Source organism: Thalassovita sp., from assembly GCF_034670005.1.
Lineage (GTDB): Bacteria > Pseudomonadota > Alphaproteobacteria > Rhodobacterales > Rhodobacteraceae > Thalassobius.
This window is the reverse complement of sequence record NZ_JAXMOH010000001.1, coordinates 565,493-584,792: the sequence shown is the minus strand read 5'-3', so window position 1 is coordinate 584,792 and position 19,300 is coordinate 565,493. Positions and strand designations below refer to the sequence as shown.

At 57.8% G+C, this 19,300-nt stretch carries 9 protein-coding genes; 2 read left to right on the top strand and 7 right to left on the bottom strand.

The window, feature by feature from the left end; translation table 11 throughout:
* Window positions 1-102 precede the first annotated feature (102 nt).
* Window positions 103-1,065, top strand: a complete 963-nt coding sequence (locus tag VOI23_RS02930) for a CpsD/CapB family tyrosine-protein kinase (RefSeq protein WP_323781282.1) — start codon at window positions 103-105, stop codon at window positions 1,063-1,065.
* Window positions 1,066-1,144: 79 nt separating this feature from the next.
* On the opposite strand, the gene VOI23_RS02925 is transcribed toward VOI23_RS02930, so the two are convergent.
* The 7 genes from VOI23_RS02925 to VOI23_RS02895 all read right to left on the bottom strand — a co-directional run bounded on the left by VOI23_RS02925 (window position 1,145) and on the right by VOI23_RS02895 (window position 17,899).
* The gene (locus VOI23_RS02925; RefSeq protein WP_323781279.1) at window positions 1,145-2,431 is read right to left on the bottom strand and encodes a Wzz/FepE/Etk N-terminal domain-containing protein; all 1,287 of its coding nucleotides are present in this window, start codon (window positions 2,429-2,431) and stop codon (window positions 1,145-1,147) included.
* Window positions 2,432-2,864: 433 nt separating this feature from the next.
* The gene (locus VOI23_RS02920; RefSeq protein WP_323781269.1) at window positions 2,865-3,533 is read right to left on the bottom strand and encodes a 4'-phosphopantetheinyl transferase family protein; all 669 of its coding nucleotides are present in this window, start codon (window positions 3,531-3,533) and stop codon (window positions 2,865-2,867) included.
* Window positions 3,530-8,116, bottom strand: coding sequence for a MupA/Atu3671 family FMN-dependent luciferase-like monooxygenase (locus VOI23_RS02915; protein ID WP_323781262.1), 4,587 nt, complete (start codon window positions 8,114-8,116; stop codon window positions 3,530-3,532). The genes VOI23_RS02920 and VOI23_RS02915 overlap by 4 nt, the downstream gene beginning before the upstream one ends.
* Window positions 8,117-8,120: 4 nt before the next feature.
* Window positions 8,121-9,155, bottom strand: a complete 1,035-nt coding sequence (locus VOI23_RS02910; RefSeq protein WP_323781259.1) for a glycosyltransferase family 2 protein — start codon at window positions 9,153-9,155, stop codon at window positions 8,121-8,123.
* A 1-nt stretch (window position 9,156) separates the two neighbouring features.
* Window positions 9,157-15,549: a type I polyketide synthase gene (locus VOI23_RS02905; RefSeq protein ID WP_323781256.1), complete on the bottom strand. Its 6,393-nt coding sequence runs from the start codon at window positions 15,547-15,549 to the stop codon at window positions 9,157-9,159.
* A 138-nt stretch (window positions 15,550-15,687) separates the two neighbouring features.
* Window positions 15,688-17,046: an oligosaccharide flippase family protein gene (locus VOI23_RS02900; RefSeq protein WP_323781253.1), complete on the bottom strand. Its 1,359-nt coding sequence runs from the start codon at window positions 17,044-17,046 to the stop codon at window positions 15,688-15,690.
* 28 nt (window positions 17,047-17,074) lie between these two features.
* Complete coding sequence (locus VOI23_RS02895; protein WP_323781251.1) at window positions 17,075-17,899, bottom strand: glycosyltransferase; 825 nt, start codon at window positions 17,897-17,899, stop codon at window positions 17,075-17,077.
* 199 nt (window positions 17,900-18,098) lie between these two features.
* On the opposite strand from VOI23_RS02895, the gene epsE reads away from it, so the two are divergent.
* Window positions 18,099-19,295 carry an exopolysaccharide biosynthesis GT4 family glycosyltransferase EpsE gene (epsE, locus tag VOI23_RS02890; protein ID WP_323781248.1) on the top strand — a complete coding sequence of 399 codons (1,197 nt, stop codon included), beginning with the start codon at window positions 18,099-18,101 and terminating at the stop codon, window positions 19,293-19,295.
* Window positions 19,296-19,300: the final 5 nt, after the last annotated feature.

Here is a 19,300-nt window from a genome sequence, read left to right as displayed (position 1 = left end):
TAGGCTTAATTTTGCCCAGTTTGTCGGGTTTTCTGACGTTGAGTATGAGTGTGATTCACTGAATTGCCGAAAAGAGCATCCCGATAAACGGGGAAAGTCCAGATGGTAGAGCAGACCAAACGATACCGCCGGAAGACGCGGCAGCAAAACCCGAAGTCGTCCGGATTTCTGGTGCCCAAAAACCTGTCTGAGTCCGACGTCGAATCGGAAGAAAAGGCGCTGCGCGAAGCCTTCATCTGGTTTGACCCGGATGAGGTGACCAAACAGGATTACGATGCGTTAGACCGGGTTCCCGAAGCGGCTGTGATCGAACAGCCTGTTCCAGAACCCGAAGCAGGTCCCAACTATTGGCCGTTGCTTTCCCGTATCACCGCCAACCCCTTGCAGATGGATCGCAACCTGATCATTACCGCCCGCCGTCAGGACCCGTCGAACGCCGCGTTCGACGTGTTGCGTGCGCGGTTGTTCCAAGCGCTGAATGAACATGGCTGGAAACGGGTCGCGATTACATCGCCGACCCGGGATTGCGGCAAAACCTTCGTGTCGATAAATCTTGCGATTGCGCTTTCGCGATACGAGAACTGCCGTACCGTTCTCATGGATATGGATATGCGCAATCCCAGCATAGCAAAGGCATTGGAGGAACAGGATGTGGGAAGCATCGGTGATTACCTGCGTGGGTTGGTTCCTATGACAGAGCAGTTTCACCGCTTTGCAGAAAATGACCTGAACATCGGTACCAATCTGGCGATCGCGATGAATGACAGAGTGGAACAATTTTCTTCGGAATTGTTGCAGGAACCCGAAACCAGAATCTGTATCGAAGAAATGGAACGGGCTCTGAAACCGGATGTCATGCTATTCGATCTGCCGCCAGCCTTGGCACATGACGATGTAATGGCATTCCGGGACAATTTCGATGGTGCCCTTCTCGTGATCGACGGCACCGCCACTACAGGATCGCAGGTGCGCGAGGTCATGCGCCGCTTAGGCGACGATTGCCCGCTGCTTGGTGTCGTGCTGAACAAAGCTGAAGACGCCACGGGCGAAGAGTACGGCTACTAAACGCCGCCCGGGAACAGACACCGCGCCGCGGCGGTGCTGATATTAGTATGTGAACGGCTATGCACCGACAGTTCTGGATTCAGGTCGCGTTGGACATTAGTTCGGCAACCCGGTCTTTCACCGCAAGCGGGACAGATGCGATGACCAGAGTTAATGCGCTGACCAGCCCCATCCGTTGCCGAAAACCGCTGCGTGGTTTTTTCAGCGTCGGAATGATCACGACAGGTCGGATCGCCAGTTCCCGTTCCACTTGGGCGCTGGTGCGCAAAACCGGGCTGAGCATTTCAAACATAACGGCGATTCCTAGCCCGGCCATCATGGATGCAATGGCACCGGCCATCACCAGCTTGGACTTGCCTGAAGATACGGCATATTCCGGGACCAGCGCTGTTTCCAGAACTTCAAATCTTTCGACCTGATCCTGACGTTCCAGTTGCTGCGCCATTGCCGCTTCGGTGCGGCGCTGGGTTATTGCTTCATAGCGACCCTGCAGCTGTTCCAGTTCGCGGTCCATCACGTTGTAGAGCCGCTCTACTTCGGGGGCATCAGAAAGCGCTTTTTCGATCTCGGTGATGCGGCTTTCGACTAGCAATAGCTGCTGCTGCAGAACTTCAGATTGTCGCTGACGTTCTTCCGTGCGCAGTCGGGCGGTGTTGGTTTCCAATCCGACAAAACGGGTTTCAATTTCCAGCTGCGATTCTTTCAACTGAGCCAGCCGTTCGCGCTGCGCGGTCATATTGGTCGGTAGGGACGCGGCGTTCTGTTCCTTGAAGCGGGCGAATTCCAGGGACAAGGTTTCGATTTCCGCCCCAACCTGATCTTCTTCAGCTTCGAAAAATGCCAGAGTCTGGGTGGCGCGGCTTTCACTGCGTTTTTTTCCTTCTACCAGAACCTGGGATAGAAATTCATTTGCAATATCTGCTGCTTGCTGCGCGTCGGCCATGCGGACAGTGATCGACAGCCCGGATGGCTGTACATCAGGTCGCCACGCTTGGGCCGGATCAACCAAATCGTTCAACTGTACTGAATCTCTGAGCAGACCCACTTTGGTCGATTCTGATACGGTGGGATCATCGGAAAACAGGTCGAATTTTTCCACGATCGCCATCACACTATCCCGCGACATCAACTTCTGCTTGATCAGCTTCAACCGATTGTTGCTGGTGGTGACCGTGCCGCCATTGGCAAGGTTTGTGGTGATTTTCGGCGCTTCGATCTGAACCAAGGCGGTTGCTTCGTAAACCGCAGGACGGCTGATCGCCATTAACAACGCCAAAAGCGTCCCGCAAATGAACACACTGAGGATCACCAGCATGCGCCGTTTCAGCACGCGCTGTAGACCAGAGAGAGAGAGAAATGTGTTCATTGCGGGACCGCTTACTGGAGACGTTTGAGAATGTGATTCCAACCGGGGTCGAGATCATGCCTTGATTGCGTCACAATCTAACAGATCGGGTCAAAATTTACCAATAATTCGGCCAGATTTTGTGGAAACAGTCTATTTCTAAAACGACTTTTTGCGCCATATTTTTTCCTTATTTACAAATAGATACGCCGAAATCGACGGCTGAGTTTTGCATTCTCCCTGCAGGTTGATCAATCGTCGTCAAAAGCAGGTATTGTCCGCCCGTTAGTATCATTCGAAGAGGGGTTTCGACATTTCAGCCGGAATCCAAAATGTCTCAAATTCGCTCGCCTGGATCAGAAGAAGGCGGCTGCGTATTCAGGGCGAATCAGGGCCGACATGAAATCATGTCGAACGATGTGAGTCGCATTGCCCGGAATAGGTTGGCGCGGGTTCAGGAATTGGGAATGAAGGCAGCAGAAAAGATGTGACCGTCCTGTTCGAAAACCCCGCCGTGGATGGTGTCGCCGATTTCAAATGGCGACACGTTCCTGCAGAATTTTGCAACGAATTTGTTTCCGCGCAGATCCACATGCAGAGTCTGAAAATCGAATAGCATGTTACTGACGGGATATTGCGCCTTATAAGTTGCTTCCTTGATGGAAAAAATCTTCTTAGCCTGAATGCCGCCCAGTTTTTCCGGCAACAGCCTGAGCAAATTATGTTCTTCGTTGGTCAGAACGATATCCCATATGTCGCTAGACAACGGTTCGGCGGGTTCGATATCCAAGCCGATCGCTTTGCAGTTCTGAATTTTGGTCGCAACGGCCATACAGATGGTTTCGGTATGAGAAATAGAACCTGTAAAACCTTCGGGCCAGATCGGCGAGCGGTCGGCACCTGCGGGAATGGCGACTTGTGGCAAACCCAGTTCGAACAAAGCGGTACGGGCAGCTGCCCGGCCCGCGGCGAATTCGCGGAGTCGTTTGGGAACTGCATTCGCCACGGCCGCTTGTTCTTCTGGCATCAGGTCGTGATCTTGTGATCTGGGATCGGCCTGACCGATCCCGATCTTGTTGCCGAAAACCTGAATCAGGTTGTGGCGAATGCGGTCGCTGTTCATTCAGCGTTACGCGACATGCGACGCGCGCGCATTTGTTTGCGTCGGGACATTGCATCGTCGCGCACCGAACTGTCGACCGCCGATTCGGGTGCCTTTGGCTGTGCTTTGCCCAATGTTTCCGAAACACGTCCCGCCAGGGCCGCAAGAACGGGGAACCTGAAAATGTCAGTGATACCGAGCTTGGTCGCGCCCAATTTTTTGCGGATTTCCCGATGCGCCTGCACGGCCAACAAAGAATGTCCGCCAAGTTCAAAGAAATTGTCGCGCGATCCGATGGTTTGCAGGCCCAGAATGCGTGCCCAGATATCGGCAATTTCTTTTTCCACCGAATTTTCCGGCGCAACAAAGGCAGCGCTTTTCGCCGCGGCTTGCTGGGTTTCAGGGGCGGGTAGGGCGTTGCGGTCGACTTTCTTGTTCGGGGTCAGCGGGAACACATCCAGCGTAAGGAACGTGGTCGGCACCATGAATTCAGGCAGAACCGCAGACAGACGTTTGCGCAGCGCGGTTTCTTCTACATGGCCGTCAGTGGTCATATAGCCAACCAACCGGGTTACGCCCGGCGTGTCTTCGCGTGCGATAACGACCGCTTGGGTGACATGGGGGTGATCGGTCATTACCGCTTCGATTTCGCCCAGTTCGATACGGTAGCCGCGCAGCTTGACCTGATGATCGGCACGCCCCATGAAATCCAGCTTGCCATCGGCGCGCCAGCGGACCAGATCGCCGGTTCGATACATGCGCGCCCCGCCGGGTGCAGTGTTTTCGGGTTTCACGAACGGATCGGCGACGAAACGGTCCGCCGTCAGGTCTTCGCGTTGCCAATAGCCGCGGGTCACACCATCGCCACCGATATAAAGTTCGCCCGGAACGCCGACTGGCACTGGCTGCAATTTCTCGTCCAGCACATAGACTTGGGTGTTGGCGATGGGCGTGCCGATATTTACCACATTATGGGCCGCACTGGCAGTTTCGGTGGTCGACCAGATCGTCGTCTCGGTCGGTCCGTACATATTTTCGATGTCGGATTCGGTAATTTCGGCAAACTCTTCAACCAAGGCCCCGGGCAAGGCTTCGCCACCGATCATCAGATGCTGTACCCGGTTCAGCGCGGCGCGGGCTTCGTCGTTCATCGAAATCATGCGCGCCATTGACGGGGTGCATTGCATATGTGTCACGCCATGGCGCACGATCTGGGCCGCGATGGAAAAATCGTCATGGTCCAGTTCGACTTCAGTATTCGACCGTTTCAGAACCTCGGCCAGACAGATCAGGCCATTGAGAACCTTTTTCTTTCCAATGCCATAATCGATCAGACAAGCGATTTCATCAACGCCGATCCGTTTCAGTTGCTCGACCCGGTCGAGACAATCCTCAACGGTGCCGAACAGACCGGAATCTTCGAAATACCGCAGGAAGGCGAATTCAAGGATCGCATCCAGTTCTTCGGCGTCCAGCGTACCCAGATCCAGCTCGAACGGGTTGCTCACCCCTTCGGGCCGTTTGAAGGCCGGGAAAACCCATGCGAATTGCTTGATCAGGCCAGCGGCGGAGTTCAGGTAATCCTTCATCGGACCACGGGCGATTTCGCGGGCCTGTTCCCGGTCATCCGCCACATAGGTGTGCAGCATTAGCGAAACAGTGAATTCCTTGGGGTCATGCCCCGCTTCGCGCAGCGCCTCGTGATAGAGTTTGATCTTGTCGCCAACTTCCGGAATGCTTTGTCCCAGCAGGTGGGTCAGCACGTTGGCGCCGATCCGACCCGCTTCTTTCCAGGTTTCTGGATTGCCGGCAGTGGTCACCCAGACGTTCAGTTTCTTCGACACCGGGCGCGGCTGGGTCACAACGGCGTGCATGTCTCCATTGGCCATCGGGAATTCGACCTCTTCCCCGATCCAGAGGCGGCGGAGCGTGTCGATGGTTTCAAGCATCGCCTTTTTGTTGTTAGGCGGGCTGTTTTCCGGCCGCAGCACGAAATCATGCGGCTGCCAGCCCGATGCGATGCCGATCCCGGTGCGCCCGTTGGTCAGGTTGTCGATTACCGCCCATTCCTCGGCGATTCGGGCGGGATGGTGCAGTGGTGCGACGCAGCTACCGGCGCGTACGGCGAGGTTCTTGGTCAGCGCCGCAACCGCTGCCCCGGTGACCGACGGGTTCGGGTAGGGGCCGCCGAACGCATGAAAATGGCGTTCCGGCGTCCACACGGCGCAGAATCCGTTTTCATCGGCGAATTTTGCCCCTTCGAACAGAACTTCGTATTTATCCCGGCCGACGCCATCGTCATTGCCCCAGTAATAGAGGCTGAACTCCATGCCCTTGCCGGTCATCGGCATCCGCCCGTTGGACACCAGCGCCCGGTTTTCATCGCTGGACAGCACCAGCTTGAAACCGCGGGCTAGTGTATAAAACAGCTCCAGCACGGAGATGTCGAAACTCAGGCTGGTCACGGCCAGCCAGACGCCCCCGTTTTTGTGGTCGATCCGGTCGTCCATGCCGGTGAAAAAATTCGACACGTTGCGGTGTTCGACCATTACCCCCTTGGGCCGCCCCGTCGATCCCGAGGTGTAGATCATGTAGGCCATGTCGGCCCCCCGAACACCGCTGTCGATATTGTCGGTCGGTGCCGACAGGACATTGGAATCGGCATCCAAGGCCAAGACTTGCGCCTTGTGGCCGGGTAGATCAGCCGTCATGGCTTTCTGCGTCACAATCACCGGACAGGCGCTGTCTTCGATATACAGCGCGATGCGATCGGCGGGATAAGCGGGGTCGAGAGGCACATAGGCACCGCCCGCTTTCAGAATGCCCAAAGCCCCGATCAGCAGATAGGGCGAACGTTGGGTATAAAGGCCCACCAAGGTGCCGGGTTTGACGCCCATCTGGCGCAACCTGTAGGCCACCTGATTGGCGCGTGTGTTCAGTTCGGCATAGCTGAGGCTGTCACCATCGACGACCAACGCTTCGGCATCCGGTGTTTTGGCGACCTGACGTTCGAACATCTGGTGGATGCAGAGATCGGGATCATAGTCCGTCTTGGTCGCGTTCCAGTCGTACAGGATCAGGTCGCGTTCGCTGTCGGGCAGGATGTCGAGCGTTTTCAGCGGGGTCCGGGACGCGGTCCCGGCGGTGATCTTTTCGATCCGCTTGGCCATCAGGTCCAGATAGGCAGGTGTGACCAGTGCCGCATCGCCCAGCAACCTGACCCCGCCTTGGGTGGCAAGGGTGATTGCGGTGCCGGGGATCAGCGTTGCTTCGTCGCTCAGCCCGATCTGCGGTGTTGCGACACGCGGATGGCCTGCCAGCCGGGCTATGATATCAGCCGGGGGCGGCCCGAATTTCCGGGCCTTGTCCAATGAGGCAATGAAGCTTGCGGTGGCGGCTTCGACATCGCCCTGCGCATCCACACGAACCGGGGCCCAGGACATCAGGCAGCCATTTGGCGCGTCGGCAGACAGGCCAAGCGCCAGATCGACGTGATCCGTTTCCGCCAATCGACCTGCGATTAGCGCCAGCGCGGTCATGGCGGTGTTGGCGTCAACGGCAATCGGGTGTTCCAGAATTCCTTCGGCCTTGACTGCAGTCAACGCCAGATGGGCAGGCGCGAAGTCGTCGAACAGGCTGCGATACTCAGCTTCGCCCTTGATTGCCAGCTGCAGGGCTTTGTCGAGACGGTCAGTCAGTGCCGCATCAGGGCTGGGCAGAAGGTCGCCCTTTGCGATCAGCCTTGCAGGATCAAGATCGGACCCGTCTGTGGTGCGAAACCCGCTGAGCCACAGCGCACCGTCGCCGGTGGCGATGGTCACACCGTCCTTTTCAACCCGTAATATCTCGCCCGGCGTGCCACTGCCATCGGCCAGCGATGACTTGGCAACTAATGCGATCTGCCCGGCCAATTCCAGCTTGGCACAAAATAACGGGTTCCAGTATTCACCATGATCCAGCGCTCGCACCAGCGCATCCAGTTCGGTCGCCGGTTTGTTGAAATCCAAACGGCCCGCTGCCACCGGGCGACGCGACAGGCTGAAGTAACTGCGCTGCGATAGGTCCTGTTTCTGTCGCTGTGGCGCGCCGGAGGCCAAGGCGTCTGCCAATTCCGGGAAACTGTCGATCGCCGCTTCAAAGCAGCGGGTGTTCAGCGTCAACGCTGTGTCGGTTTCCGCGATATCGAATCTGCGCTGAACCAGAATGTCCCCTTCGTCGATACCGCCTTCGATCATATGCCAGGTGATGCCATGCTGCGTTTCGCCCGCGGCCAATGCCCAGACCGGCGCGTTCAGGCCGGCATAGGCAGGCAGCGGCCCGTCATGGAAATTCACTGCGCCTTTGGTAGGCAGGGTCAGTACGTCATCGGGGATGATATCCAGATTGGCGATGCTCAGCAGCCAGTCAACGGCTGTGCCGCCCAGCCGTGCGCCAAGGTCTTTGCCCGGTGCTTCGACCCGCAATCCCGCATTCGTTGCCCATTTCGCAACATCGTCGTTTCGGGTAATCACTGCGGTAATTGCGTGGCCTTTGCCGCGCAGGATTTCCCCGCATTGGATCACAAGGGATTCATTGCCAATCAGAACGCTGGAAAAGGTCGACATGGGGTCACTCCGATACGATTGCTGAACCGTCCGGCCGGGATACTGGATCGGTCAGGCGGGGTTCCGCGGCGTGGCGGTGGGGTTTGAACATCGCAGCCATGTCGTGGCGCAGCAATGTTCGCAGGAAATGAGGCGGATCGGCAGGGCGGCGGCCCCGCAGGTATTGGCGCAGCCGGTGCAGGACGCCGCCGGTCAGATGCGCCAGCGTCGCCAGCGCGGCATAGAACGCGCTATGGTTCTTGGTGAAATAATGCAGCCGGGAATCGAACCAGTAACCGGGCACCTGTTGCCATTCTTTCATTCCGGTGCTGACCGATCCGATATGGGCGACTTCGCTTTCGCGTACGAAAACGGTCCTATACCCAGCGCGCCGGGCGCGCAGGCACAGGTCGGTTTCTTCGAAATAGAGAAAGAATGTTTCGTCAAAAAGCCCGATCTCGTCTAACACTTCGCGCCGCATCATCAGGCTGGCCCCGGCCAGCCAATCGACCGTCCGGGTGTGATCGGGGATATCCACCGGAACGCGCTTTTCCGCCAGCATCCGGCTGACGGGCCCAAATCTGATCGCGGCTTCGAATTCGCTGGAAACTGACGGGAAGCGGAAAGTGGTCAGATGCGGATCGCCGTCGGGACCGTGGATATAACTGCCTGCGAAACCGGCTTCAGGATGGGTTTGCAGATAGTCGATAAGCCGCCGGATCGCATCGGGGGCGGGAAAGGCATCGGAATTCAGCACGTAAACGTAATCTGGGCGGGTGCCGTCGCTCAGCCCGGTCTGGATACCATGGTTGTTACCGGCGCCGAAGCCGCCATTTCGGCCCGACTGCACTACCCTGACCCGGCCCGCAGCGGTCCAGCCGATTGTATCCGCATGAGCAAGCATTTTCTCGAATGACCCGTCGCCGGAGGCGTTGTCTACCACCACGATCTGTCCATTGATCCCGTCCATCGCGCGCAGCGCTGCCGCGACGGCCTGCAGGGTCATGTCGGGCGTGCGGTAATTCAGGATTACGGTCAAAAGGCGCGGGTCGCTTTTCATTTTACTCTGCCGCCTTGTCTTGAGGGACGCTGCGACGGGTCGTGGTTTCCAAAGCGTCAATTCCAGCGCGAATTCGGGACGCCAAGACACGCACATTGGGTTCCAGAACCATGGAATCATGATCGCCGGGCACTTCGAATACCTGCACCTGAGGGGCCCATTGGGTCCAATCATTGTCAGGCAATACATAGGCGCGTTCTGAATTTACCAGCCGGTCCGGGGCGACCTGCCATTTGCCCTGAAGAGGCGGGCGGTAAAGGTGCAATGGCCCAGTCCACTGCTTTGGGTGATACCTGTTTACCGCTTGCAGGAAAGCCGCCTCAATTTCGGCGTTGTGGAATTGTGCCGGGCCTTGGTCGGTGACGTCCTGACCGCGCCGCTTGGTGAATTCCCAGCGGATTCGGTTCGTGGCCCATTGTATTGGGTAAAGCGGTCCTTTTTCCTTGATCTGCAACCATTGGATCATCGCCCGGTCGCGTTTCGACAGTGGTCGGCGTACCGGCAAAGGCGTGTCGAGCATGATCAGCATCGACACCTCTTCACCTGCTTCTGTCAGTTGCTGAGCGATCTCATAGGCGGTGATACCGCCGCCTGAAAACCCGCCGACCATGTAAGGCCCATGCGGTTGCACCTGACGCATTTCGGCGATGTAATCGCGCGCGGCGTCGGTGATCGACCTATGCGGTTCGGCATCGCCATACAGCCCTCGCGCCTGCAATCCATAGAAAGGCCGATCAGTGCCCAGAAGATGCGCCAGATGGCGCAGGTTCAGAACATTGCCGAACATCCCGGCAACGAGGAAGAACGGGGTTTGCGCCCCACCTTCACCCTGATGCATCGGCACCACATGGGTGAACCGGCGTTCCGGTACGGCGGCGATCTCCGCGTCCTCGGGCGCGGTGTCGCCAAGATTTGGGATCATCGCGGCGATTTTACGGATTGTGGGGGCTTCGAACAGCACCGAGATCGGGAATTCGGTGCCAAAGCTTTTCTTGATCTTGGCAAACAGCCGCACCGCGATCAGCGAGTGGCCGCCAAGATCGAAGAAACTGTCGTCGATGCCGATCTGATCGACGCCCAGCAATTCCTCGAAGAACCCGGCGAGACGCTTTTCCACCTCGGTTTCCGGTGCGGCATAGTCCTGATCGAGTTCGGGGCGCTGGAATTTCTGTTCGCTGCTTTCGGTCTGCATCGTGTCGCTGGCCTGTTCGATCAGTTTGTGCAGGTCAAGCGAGGACACAACGATTTGCGATTGTCCGCTGGCGAGCGCACGGAAAAACGCCTCGGCCCCTTCTTCGCGGCGGATGCCCTGCGACAGGTTGTGTCGCAGCCGTTCTTCGGCCGGCGAGAGCGGACGGTGGTCAATCTCTGCCAATTGTGCCTCGGTCCGGGCAAAGGCGATATCGTCCTCCAGTTTGCGGATCGAAAACCCTTCGATATCCAGTAGGACAGTGCCATCGGGCGCGGCGATTGTGATGTCAAAGGTCGCCATCGGACCGTCGCCGGAATTTTTCCCGGCATTGCGGACCCAGCTGATAACTTCACTCTGAAGCGGCGCAAAGACGCGCAGTCGGTGATAGGATGCCGGCACCCAAAGATGGCTGGGTTGATAGCCGTTGATCAACTGCATCGCCCAGCCGGTGGCGATATCCAAGAGCCCGGGATGCAGGGCATAGTCGTTAAGGTCGTCATGGAATTGCGGCGGTAGGGTCAGTCGCGCCAGACCTTCATCTGTTCCATACGATACCGTATTCAAGACGCGCCAGCGTGGGCCGAAATTCAGATGCTGTTCTTGCGGCGTGGTCAACGAACCGCCCTTGGGTGCGATTTCCACTGCGCCGCACCGTACGGAGATACCGGCAAGGTCGATCTTGTTAGGCTGGGTCAAGGGCATCAGGGCAACAGAGCCTTGTGCATTCGCTTCAAACCGCCCGGTGCCGCTGTCGGCACTTTGAATTTCAATTTCGTAGCCCTGTTCGCTGCGCAGCAAGCGTAGGCGCATTTGGATTTCGCTATCGGCGCCAAGTTGCATCGGTGACAGGAAAAACAGATCCTTGATTTCATAGGGGCCGGATTCCCCTTGGGATCGCAATGCTTCTTGGATCAGTTCCAGATAGCCGGTGCCGGGCAAAATAATATCGTTTTGCGCCGTGCGGTGTTCGTTAAACACCCAGCGGCCGCGCGCCGAGAACGCGCTGGTGAACAACCGCGCACCATCCGCGTCAAAGCTTTTCAGATCGAGCAGGGCTTGTCCTGCGGGTTCCGGTTCCACCTTGTTGGCAGCGCCGGTGCGCGCGGCCATGGCATCGGCCGCCATGCCGGTATCGGCCCAGATGCCCCAGTCGATCGCTATCACTCGTGTCTGTCCCCCAGCACGGGATTTGGCAAAGGCGTTCAGGTATTCATTGGCGGCGACATAATCGACCTGCCCCGCCGGGGTGGTCGCAGTCGAACTGGAGGAAAACAGCACCATCCAGTCGAGCGTTCCATCGGGGAAAAGCGTGTCCAGCACTTGAGTGCCGTGGATTTTTGGGGTGAAAACATCTTCGATATCAGACAGCGATTTTCCAAGGATTGGTGCATCAGCAATCACACCGGCGGCATGGATCACGCCGTTGATTTCCCCGAAGCGGTCAGTCGCGGCCTTGACCGCGTCGCGCATGTCTTCGACATTGCTGACATCGGCGGGCAGAACCAGAACCTGACCGCCAGCCTTTTCCAGCCGCTGCACGGCGCGGATGCGCCGCGCGACCGGGTCGCTGGGGGCTGTTTTGTCCAGAATGCCGGGCCATTCCACACGTGCGGGCAGCGGGGTGCGGGCCAGCAGAACGATATTCGCCTGAGCGCGATCGATCAGCGCCTCGGCCAGTGTCACGCCGATCCCACCAAATCCCCCGGTGATCATGTAGGTTCCGCCTTGACGGATGGCGATGTCATCCGTCGGTGCAAACGGGGTTTCTGCGAAATCCAGTTCGAACCGTTTATCGCTGCGGATCGCTGCAATCGTGTTCGCAGGGGTGGAAAGAGCTTCTTCCAGAAGGTGACCAAGGATCGGGTCGTTGGCGCGTTTCTTCCCGCGCCCGATGCGTTCGACGTCCAGAACTGAACATGTGATTCCGGGGAATTCACGCGGGATGACCCGCGCCGGTCCCATCACGGTGGCCTTATCGGGGTATCGCAAGGGTTCATCGCGCAGCTGGGTCGCATCCGATGTCACCACCGTAATATGAAGTGGCGAGGGCACATTTTGTTCACTGGTCGCCTGTGCGAGGAACAGCAGAGAATAGAAACCGTATTCTTGATTGCGGTGGAAAAAGCTGCTGCCTGGGCGGGATTTTTCGTCTTCGGTCAGCAGCCAAAGATGCAGAATACGGCTGGGCAAATTGCCATGCGTTGATAGATCCTGCAGCAGTTGATCGTAGCCCGTGCGCCCGTGTTCGGGTGCCAGAACATATCCGGTTTCGGTCTTGGCGAAGGCATCGCCCGGACGGACCGAGCTTACCTGATGTCCTGCCAAACGTAGGCGTTTGGAAATATCCGCCCCTATACCGGTGTCGTCTTCGAAGATCAGCCAGGTTTCTTTGGAAATATCGGTCAGATCACCGGTCACGTCCACCGCGCAATCGGCATAGCGGGCCTTCCAGACCGGCCGATAGGCCCAATCTCCCATGTCTTCCCGACGCATCAGCCATTCATCGGCAGGCGCGTCGCCCGCGGCAGCCGGTTCGATAAAATATTCCTGACGCTGGAAAGCGTAGGAGGGCAGAACCACCCGGTTGCGCCGGGCGTCGCCCCAGATCTGATGCCAGTCGAAATCGATGCCGACGGCCCAAGCCCGGCCCAGCATGGTGGCGAAATAGGTATCGTCTGCGATATCGTCCTGAGGATGGCGCAGCGATCCGATTACCTGATTGGGTGTTACGTCGGGATGTTGACCGGCCAGAGACGCCAGCGCCTTGCCCGGTCCGACTTCGATAAACACCTTGTCGCCAGCTTCGGACAGCGTGCCGATGCAGTCGGCGAACAGGACCGTGTTGCGCAGATGGTCAACCCAGTAATCGGGATCGGTGGCTTGGTTCGGAGTGATAAACGCACCGGTCCGGTTCGAGGTGAACGGGATTTGTGGCGCATTCAGCGGGATGGACTGAAGATAGGCGCGAAATGAATCGAGGATCGGGTCCAGCATCCGGGAATGTGCGGCAATGTCGATCAGAATACGCTGACAGTCGATGTCACGCGATTTCAACTCGGTCTCCAGCCGATCCAGGGCCGCCTGTGGCCCCGACGCGACGCTGAGCCCCGGCGCATTTACAGCAGCAAGGTTGAGGTCGTCGCCCAGAAGTGGCTTCAGTTCTGTCGCCGGCAGCGTTACGCTGAGCATGCCGCCAGCTGGGACTGTATCGAACAACGTTCCGCGCAGATGCACCAACCCGATGCAATCCTCGAAGCTCATCACGCCAGCCAGACAGGCGGCGGTGTTTTCGCCCATTGAATGCCCGGTCAGGGCGGCAGGTTTTACACCCCAGCTGATCCAGAGCTGGGCCAGCGCATATTCAACGATCATGATCAGCGGCAGCTGGATCGAGGGGGTTTTTAGGGCCTCATCCGCACTGTCTTCCTGCCCCGGTTCCGGCATCCACAGGGCGCGGATATCGTAATCGATCTTGCCTTGTAAAACCTCAAGCCCCCGATCCATCCATTCGGCAAAAACTGGTTCGGTTTCATACAAATCTCGCGCCATGCCCGCATATTGCGCGCCGCCGCCGGGGAACATGAACACCACCTCGGGCCGGTCGCCTACCACGGTATGGGTGAAAACCCGGCGGGGGTCGTTCGTCTCCAATAATTCGGCGGCTTGCTCATGCGTTTCAGCCACAATAACGCGGCGGCGCTCAAACGCACGGCGGCCTTGCTTGAGCGTCCAGGCGACATCGGCAAGCGGCTGTTCTGGATTGGCGCGCAGATGCGCGGCCAGATTGGCGCTATTGGCCTCCAGCGCGGATTTATTGCGGCCTGAAACGGTCAGGATCTGGAATGGCCAGTCGCTTTCGTCCGACGCGGTCCGTTCGGGGGCTTCTTCCAGAATCACATGCGCGTTGGTGCCGCCGACGCCCAGCGAATTAACACCGGCGCGGCGCGGGCCCTTATGCGACACCCAGTCGGTCAGTTTGTCGTTCACCAGGAACGGCGAATGGTCGAAGTCGATCGCCGGGTTGGGGCTTTCATACCCCAGGGTCGGCGGCATCTGTTTGTGCTTCAGCGCCAGACTGGTCTTGATAAGGCTGGCCGCCCCCGCCGCCGTATCCAGATGGCCGATATTAGTTTTTACCGACCCGATCCGGCAGAAGCCGGTCTCGTCGGTGGTTTGCTGAAACGCCTGAGTCAAAGCCGCAACCTCTATCGGGTCGCCCAGATAGGTGCCGGTGCCGTGGCATTCGACGTAGTCGATAGTGTCGGCGCTGACATCGGACAGCGCCTGTGCATCGGCAATCGCTGCCGCCTGCCCGTCGACCGAGGGGGCCAGATATCCGGCCTTGGCGGCGCCATCGTTATTGACCGCAGATCCCTTGATCACGGCCCAGATATGATCGCCGTCGGCAATCGCGTTTTCCAATCGCCGCAGAACGACGACCCCCGCTCCGGACCCGAACACTGTGCCTTGCGCGCGGTGATCGAAAGCGTGGCAATGGCCGTCGGGCGACAGGATTTCGCCCTCTTTGTAAAGATAGCCACGCCCATGCGGCAGTTCGATTGTCACGCCACCCGCCAACGCCATATCGCATTCGCCGTTCAACAGCGACTGGCAGGCGTAATGGGTCGCGACCAGTGATGTGGAACATGCCGTCTGCAGATTAACCGACGGTCCCTTCAGATCCAGAATATGGGACAGCCGCGTGACCATGAAATCCTTGTCATTGCCGGTATGGCGCAACAGGAACATGCCGGTACTGTCGACCAGATCGCGGTTCGAACAGATGTTGAAATAGAAATAGCTGCCCATCCCACTGCCACCGAAAACACCGACCGGACCTTGGAAATTCTCCGGTGGGTGACCGGCGTTTTCCAGCGCCTCCCACGCGGTTTCAAGAAAATGCCGGTGCTGTGGATCGAGGATTGCGGCTTCTTTCGGGGAGAAGCCAAAAAACTCTGCGTCAAAATCCTTGAACCCGTCCAGAACCGCAGCGGCAGGTACATAGTCGTCGCGTTCCAGCATATGCGGGGCTTCACCCGCCGCCAGCAACGCTTCCTTGGATAGGTGGCGGATCGATTCAATGCCGTCGCGCAGATTGGCCCAATAGTCCTCAATTGTCGGCGCACCGGGAAGGTGTGCCGCCATACCCACGATCGCAATGTCGGCACTGGTGTCTGGGGCGGTTTCTATTGTTTCCGACATTAAGACAAACTCATTCTGGTCACTAAGTGCTTATGAGAGTGATACGGGTAAAATGGGGTTGTTTTGAGGCAGTGCATCGGCTTTTTAGCCATATTTGCTAAAATATTTGGAGATCAGAGTGTCTGAAATGGGAACAATTCACTGCGCCAGTTTCAAGATATCGACCCAATGCAGCCACAGGATCAGGGGTATGATCAAGGCGCTAATCAGCGCGAATATGGCGTCATGAAATGGATCCCAGGCCCCTTGGTGACGCGATAGCCATACAACAACCGGGTAGGCGCAAACATACGCCAAACCCAGCCCCAGAAGTGCCCCCAAAAGACCGGCCAGTTCTAGCCCGATCAGCAATCCCGCAAAAATTAGAACGCCGCGCGCTGCTGCCAAAACGAAAAATCGCTTCGAATCTCCGGCCGCCAGCGCCGCCTGATCATAGGTTAGAACGATGATCTGCGGCAGCTGAGCACAGGCCAGCACCACCACTACCGCCCCTGCGCGCAGATAGCGGGGGTCATATAGCAGGTCGACCAGCCAGACCCCCAAAAGCGCCACGCTCGTCACCATCGCCAGAAGGAGTCCGGTGGCATAGAACCGCATTTTCCGCAGCCGAAGGAAGTTATCAACCGATTGTTTGGGCGGGTTTTCCCGATAGATCGGAATCAGCACCTTGCGGGTAACCATACCGCCCAGAAGCAGCGGAAAAGAGGCTAGGAAGAAACCGACATTGTAGACGCCGAATTCATCCAGCGACAGGAATTTTCCGATCACCAGCTTATCGCTTTGCCCGATGAAAAACCCACATATAGTACTGAGGAATATCCATTTCCCAAAATTGATCAATTCGTCCGCGGCCGATTTTTCCCAACGCAGCCGGTTCGGTTCGCCGGGCAGGAAATAGGACAGAAAAAATACTTGAGCAATCGCGCTGACCAGACCGCTGAGCACTAGCGCCCAGACCGACCCGGTGATCCATGCGGCGATGACGGCAACCATCAACCCGACGACCTGTACACCTATGTCGATCAACGTGACCCGTCCGGCCCGCAGATGGCGATTTGCGGTTTCCAATTTGGTCGGGTTGAATCCGTTGATCAACAGCGTCATCCCAGCCACCGGCAACAGGTAAAGAAGTTGCGGTTCCTGATAGAAAACAGATACCGGGTAGGCCAGAAGGCAGGTCACGATCCACAGATTGACGCCCCGGATAATCTGGATCGTCCATGCGGTGTTCAGGAAATCTGTTTCATCACCGCGTTCGGATTGCATGATCGAGGGGCTGACGCCGACATCGGAAAACATTGCCAGTCCCATCATCACAACCGAAACCAAAGCCATCAGGCCGAAAGCTTCGGGGAACAAGATGCGGGTCAGGACCAGATTCGATATCAACCGCAGGCCCTGATAAACAACGAACCCCATCGAGGTAATTGCCGAACTGCGCAAAGCACGCTCTGTCAGGCTGCTTCCCAGACTGAAACGGCGGAAGGTGTTGATCATGGGTGTCGAAACCTCAGGCAGGGTGCCGTCATCTTCCACGGCTCCAGCTGGAATGATTTGAGCCGAATTTAACCATCAGCGCAACCGTGGCGTAGAGGAAAAAGCCCAGCGGGTGGCGCAGGATATTCCCGACAAGTCGGCCCGGGCCATAGGATGTTTTGTCATCATTTTTCAACAGTTCCGGATAGCGGGTCACGATTTCATCCACACCGGAATTCTGCCGCCGTCGCACCCTGACGAGGTTTCCAAACCCTTCAACAAGCGGCCAGTCATAGCTGGCGTCGACGCCGATGCGTTCTTCGGGTGTAAAGCTGAGCCGGACAAAGGTGTCGTCGGAAATGATGTCGGGAAACGTGCCCCATCTGGCCCGGCCCGCAGCGTTTACCGCAAAAAGCCCGCAGCCCGGCACCCCGTCGGTCATGAAAGGAACGGTCAGGTAAAAGGCACGATAGGCCCGGCTGGCCCAGCTTGACGGCATAGGGATGTGAACGCGGCCACTGGCATAGCGCGGCGCGTGTGTTTCAAGCGCTTGTACAAGTTGCCGCATCAGTCCGGGGCTGACCACGACATCGGCATCCAGATAGGCGCGGCAATCGCCGTTGGCCGCGTCATCGCCCGCATTCAGTGCGCCCAGTTTACCGCCTTCGGTCAATTCGATCACACTCAGGGGCCATCCCTTGGCGGCGGCATCGGTTTCGAACCTCCGCGCCCGGACGGCAGTGTCGTCGGTGCAACCATTGGCGACAACAAGAATTTCCATCGCACCGCGTGGCAGGTCCGTCGCCAGAAGCGCGGACAGGCAGGCACCGATCAACGGGCCTTCGTTATTGGCGGGGAGGATCACAGAAATCATCAGGGTATTCGAAACGCTCTTTTCCTGTGTCGTCGGCAGCCCTAATGACGACGAATTTGATTCAATATTGCAACAGCGCCGGAACATGTGCCAGCGCAATAGATGTTCACCATCCGTTTGTGGTCTAAATTTGACCTGATGGTGAATTTGTTTCGCTAAAGCTTTTACTATCCAATCTGACGGAGAAAAGGGGTCGGCCGTGCCGAAAATTTCCAAGCTCGGATATCTAGTGCCGCAGTTTCCGGGGCAGACCCATATTTTTTTCTGGCGCGAGATTCAGAAGATCGAAGATGCGGGTGTCGAGGTTTGCCTGTTTTCCACCCGACCGCCTCCGCCCGGCCTGATATCTCATGCCTGGTCACAATCCGCGATGGAGCGAACAGAATACCTGGCCAGCACGTCGCTTTCATCCTTGCTGCTGAGTTTGCCGCGCTTGCCGCTGGGTGAATTGCTGCGCGAAGGAATCGGCAGGGAATTCTGGCGCGACGTTTTGATTTCCTTGCCTGCAGCACGCAGGTTGGCGCAGTTATGCCGAGCACGGGGTATTTCCCATGTGCATGCCCATTCCTGTGGCCGCGCAGCGATGATCGCGGCGCTGGCGAAACGACTTTACGGGCTGAACTACAGTATCAGCCTGCATGGCCCGCTAGAGGATTATGGTCCAGGTCAGCGCTTCAAGTGGCGTGGTGCGAAATTCGCTACGATAATTACCGAGGCACTATTGCAAGATGTCCGGCCCAAGCTGGGCGAGGCGTTGCCAGACCGGGTCGTCATTCAGCCAATGGGCGTGGATACTGACCGGTTGCATCGAACGGCACCTTACCAGCCGCCACAGCCGGGCGAAACGCTGCGCCTGTTCACCTGTGCGCGGTTGCATCTGGTGAAAGGGCATATCGATGTTTTGCAGGCGGTGCGCCTGCTGCTGGATCGCGGCATGGATGTGCGGTTGGAAATCGCCGGTGAAGACGATGCGGGCGGTGGCGGGTTTCACACCGTTCTGGATGAAAAAATTCAGGAACTTGGCTTGCAGGATCATGTCACCCTGATGGGTGCGGTGCCGGAAGAAACTGTGCGGGCCAAGTTGTTTGAGGCTCATCTGTTCGTCTTGGCCAGCTGGAGCGAACCGCTGGGCGTGGCCTATATGGAGGCGATGAGCTGTGAGGTGCCGGTGATCGGCACCGATGCCGGTGGCGTGCGCGAATTGATTACGGATGGGCAGGACGGCATTCTGGTGCCGCCGAAAGCGCCCGAAGCCTTGGCTGACGCAATCAGCGATCTGGCTTCGGACCCGAAAAAATGCCTTGGCCTTTCCGTTGCGGGCCGACGGACCGTGGTTGATCGGTTCGGTGCGGGTCGGGGGGCGGACACCTTGATCCGGGAAGCCTCTCGGGTTTAGCGCTG

Coding starts and splice junctions, on each gene's coding strand:
- VOI23_RS02930 (WP_323781282.1), top strand. CDS start 103: ATGGTAGAGCAGACCAAACGATACCGCCGGAAGACGCGGCAGCAAAAC.
- VOI23_RS02925 (WP_323781279.1), bottom strand. CDS start 2,431: ATGAACACATTTCTCTCTCTCTCTGGTCTACAGCGCGTGCTGAAACGG.
- VOI23_RS02920 (WP_323781269.1), bottom strand. CDS start 3,533: ATGAACAGCGACCGCATTCGCCACAACCTGATTCAGGTTTTCGGCAAC.
- VOI23_RS02915 (WP_323781262.1), bottom strand. CDS start 8,116: ATGTCGACCTTTTCCAGCGTTCTGATTGGCAATGAATCCCTTGTGATC.
- VOI23_RS02910 (WP_323781259.1), bottom strand. CDS start 9,155: ATGAAAAGCGACCCGCGCCTTTTGACCGTAATCCTGAATTACCGCACG.
- VOI23_RS02905 (WP_323781256.1), bottom strand. CDS start 15,549: ATGTCGGAAACAATAGAAACCGCCCCAGACACCAGTGCCGACATTGCG.
- VOI23_RS02900 (WP_323781253.1), bottom strand. CDS start 17,046: ATGATCAACACCTTCCGCCGTTTCAGTCTGGGAAGCAGCCTGACAGAG.
- VOI23_RS02895 (WP_323781251.1), bottom strand. CDS start 17,899: ATGATTTCTGTGATCCTCCCCGCCAATAACGAAGGCCCGTTGATCGGT.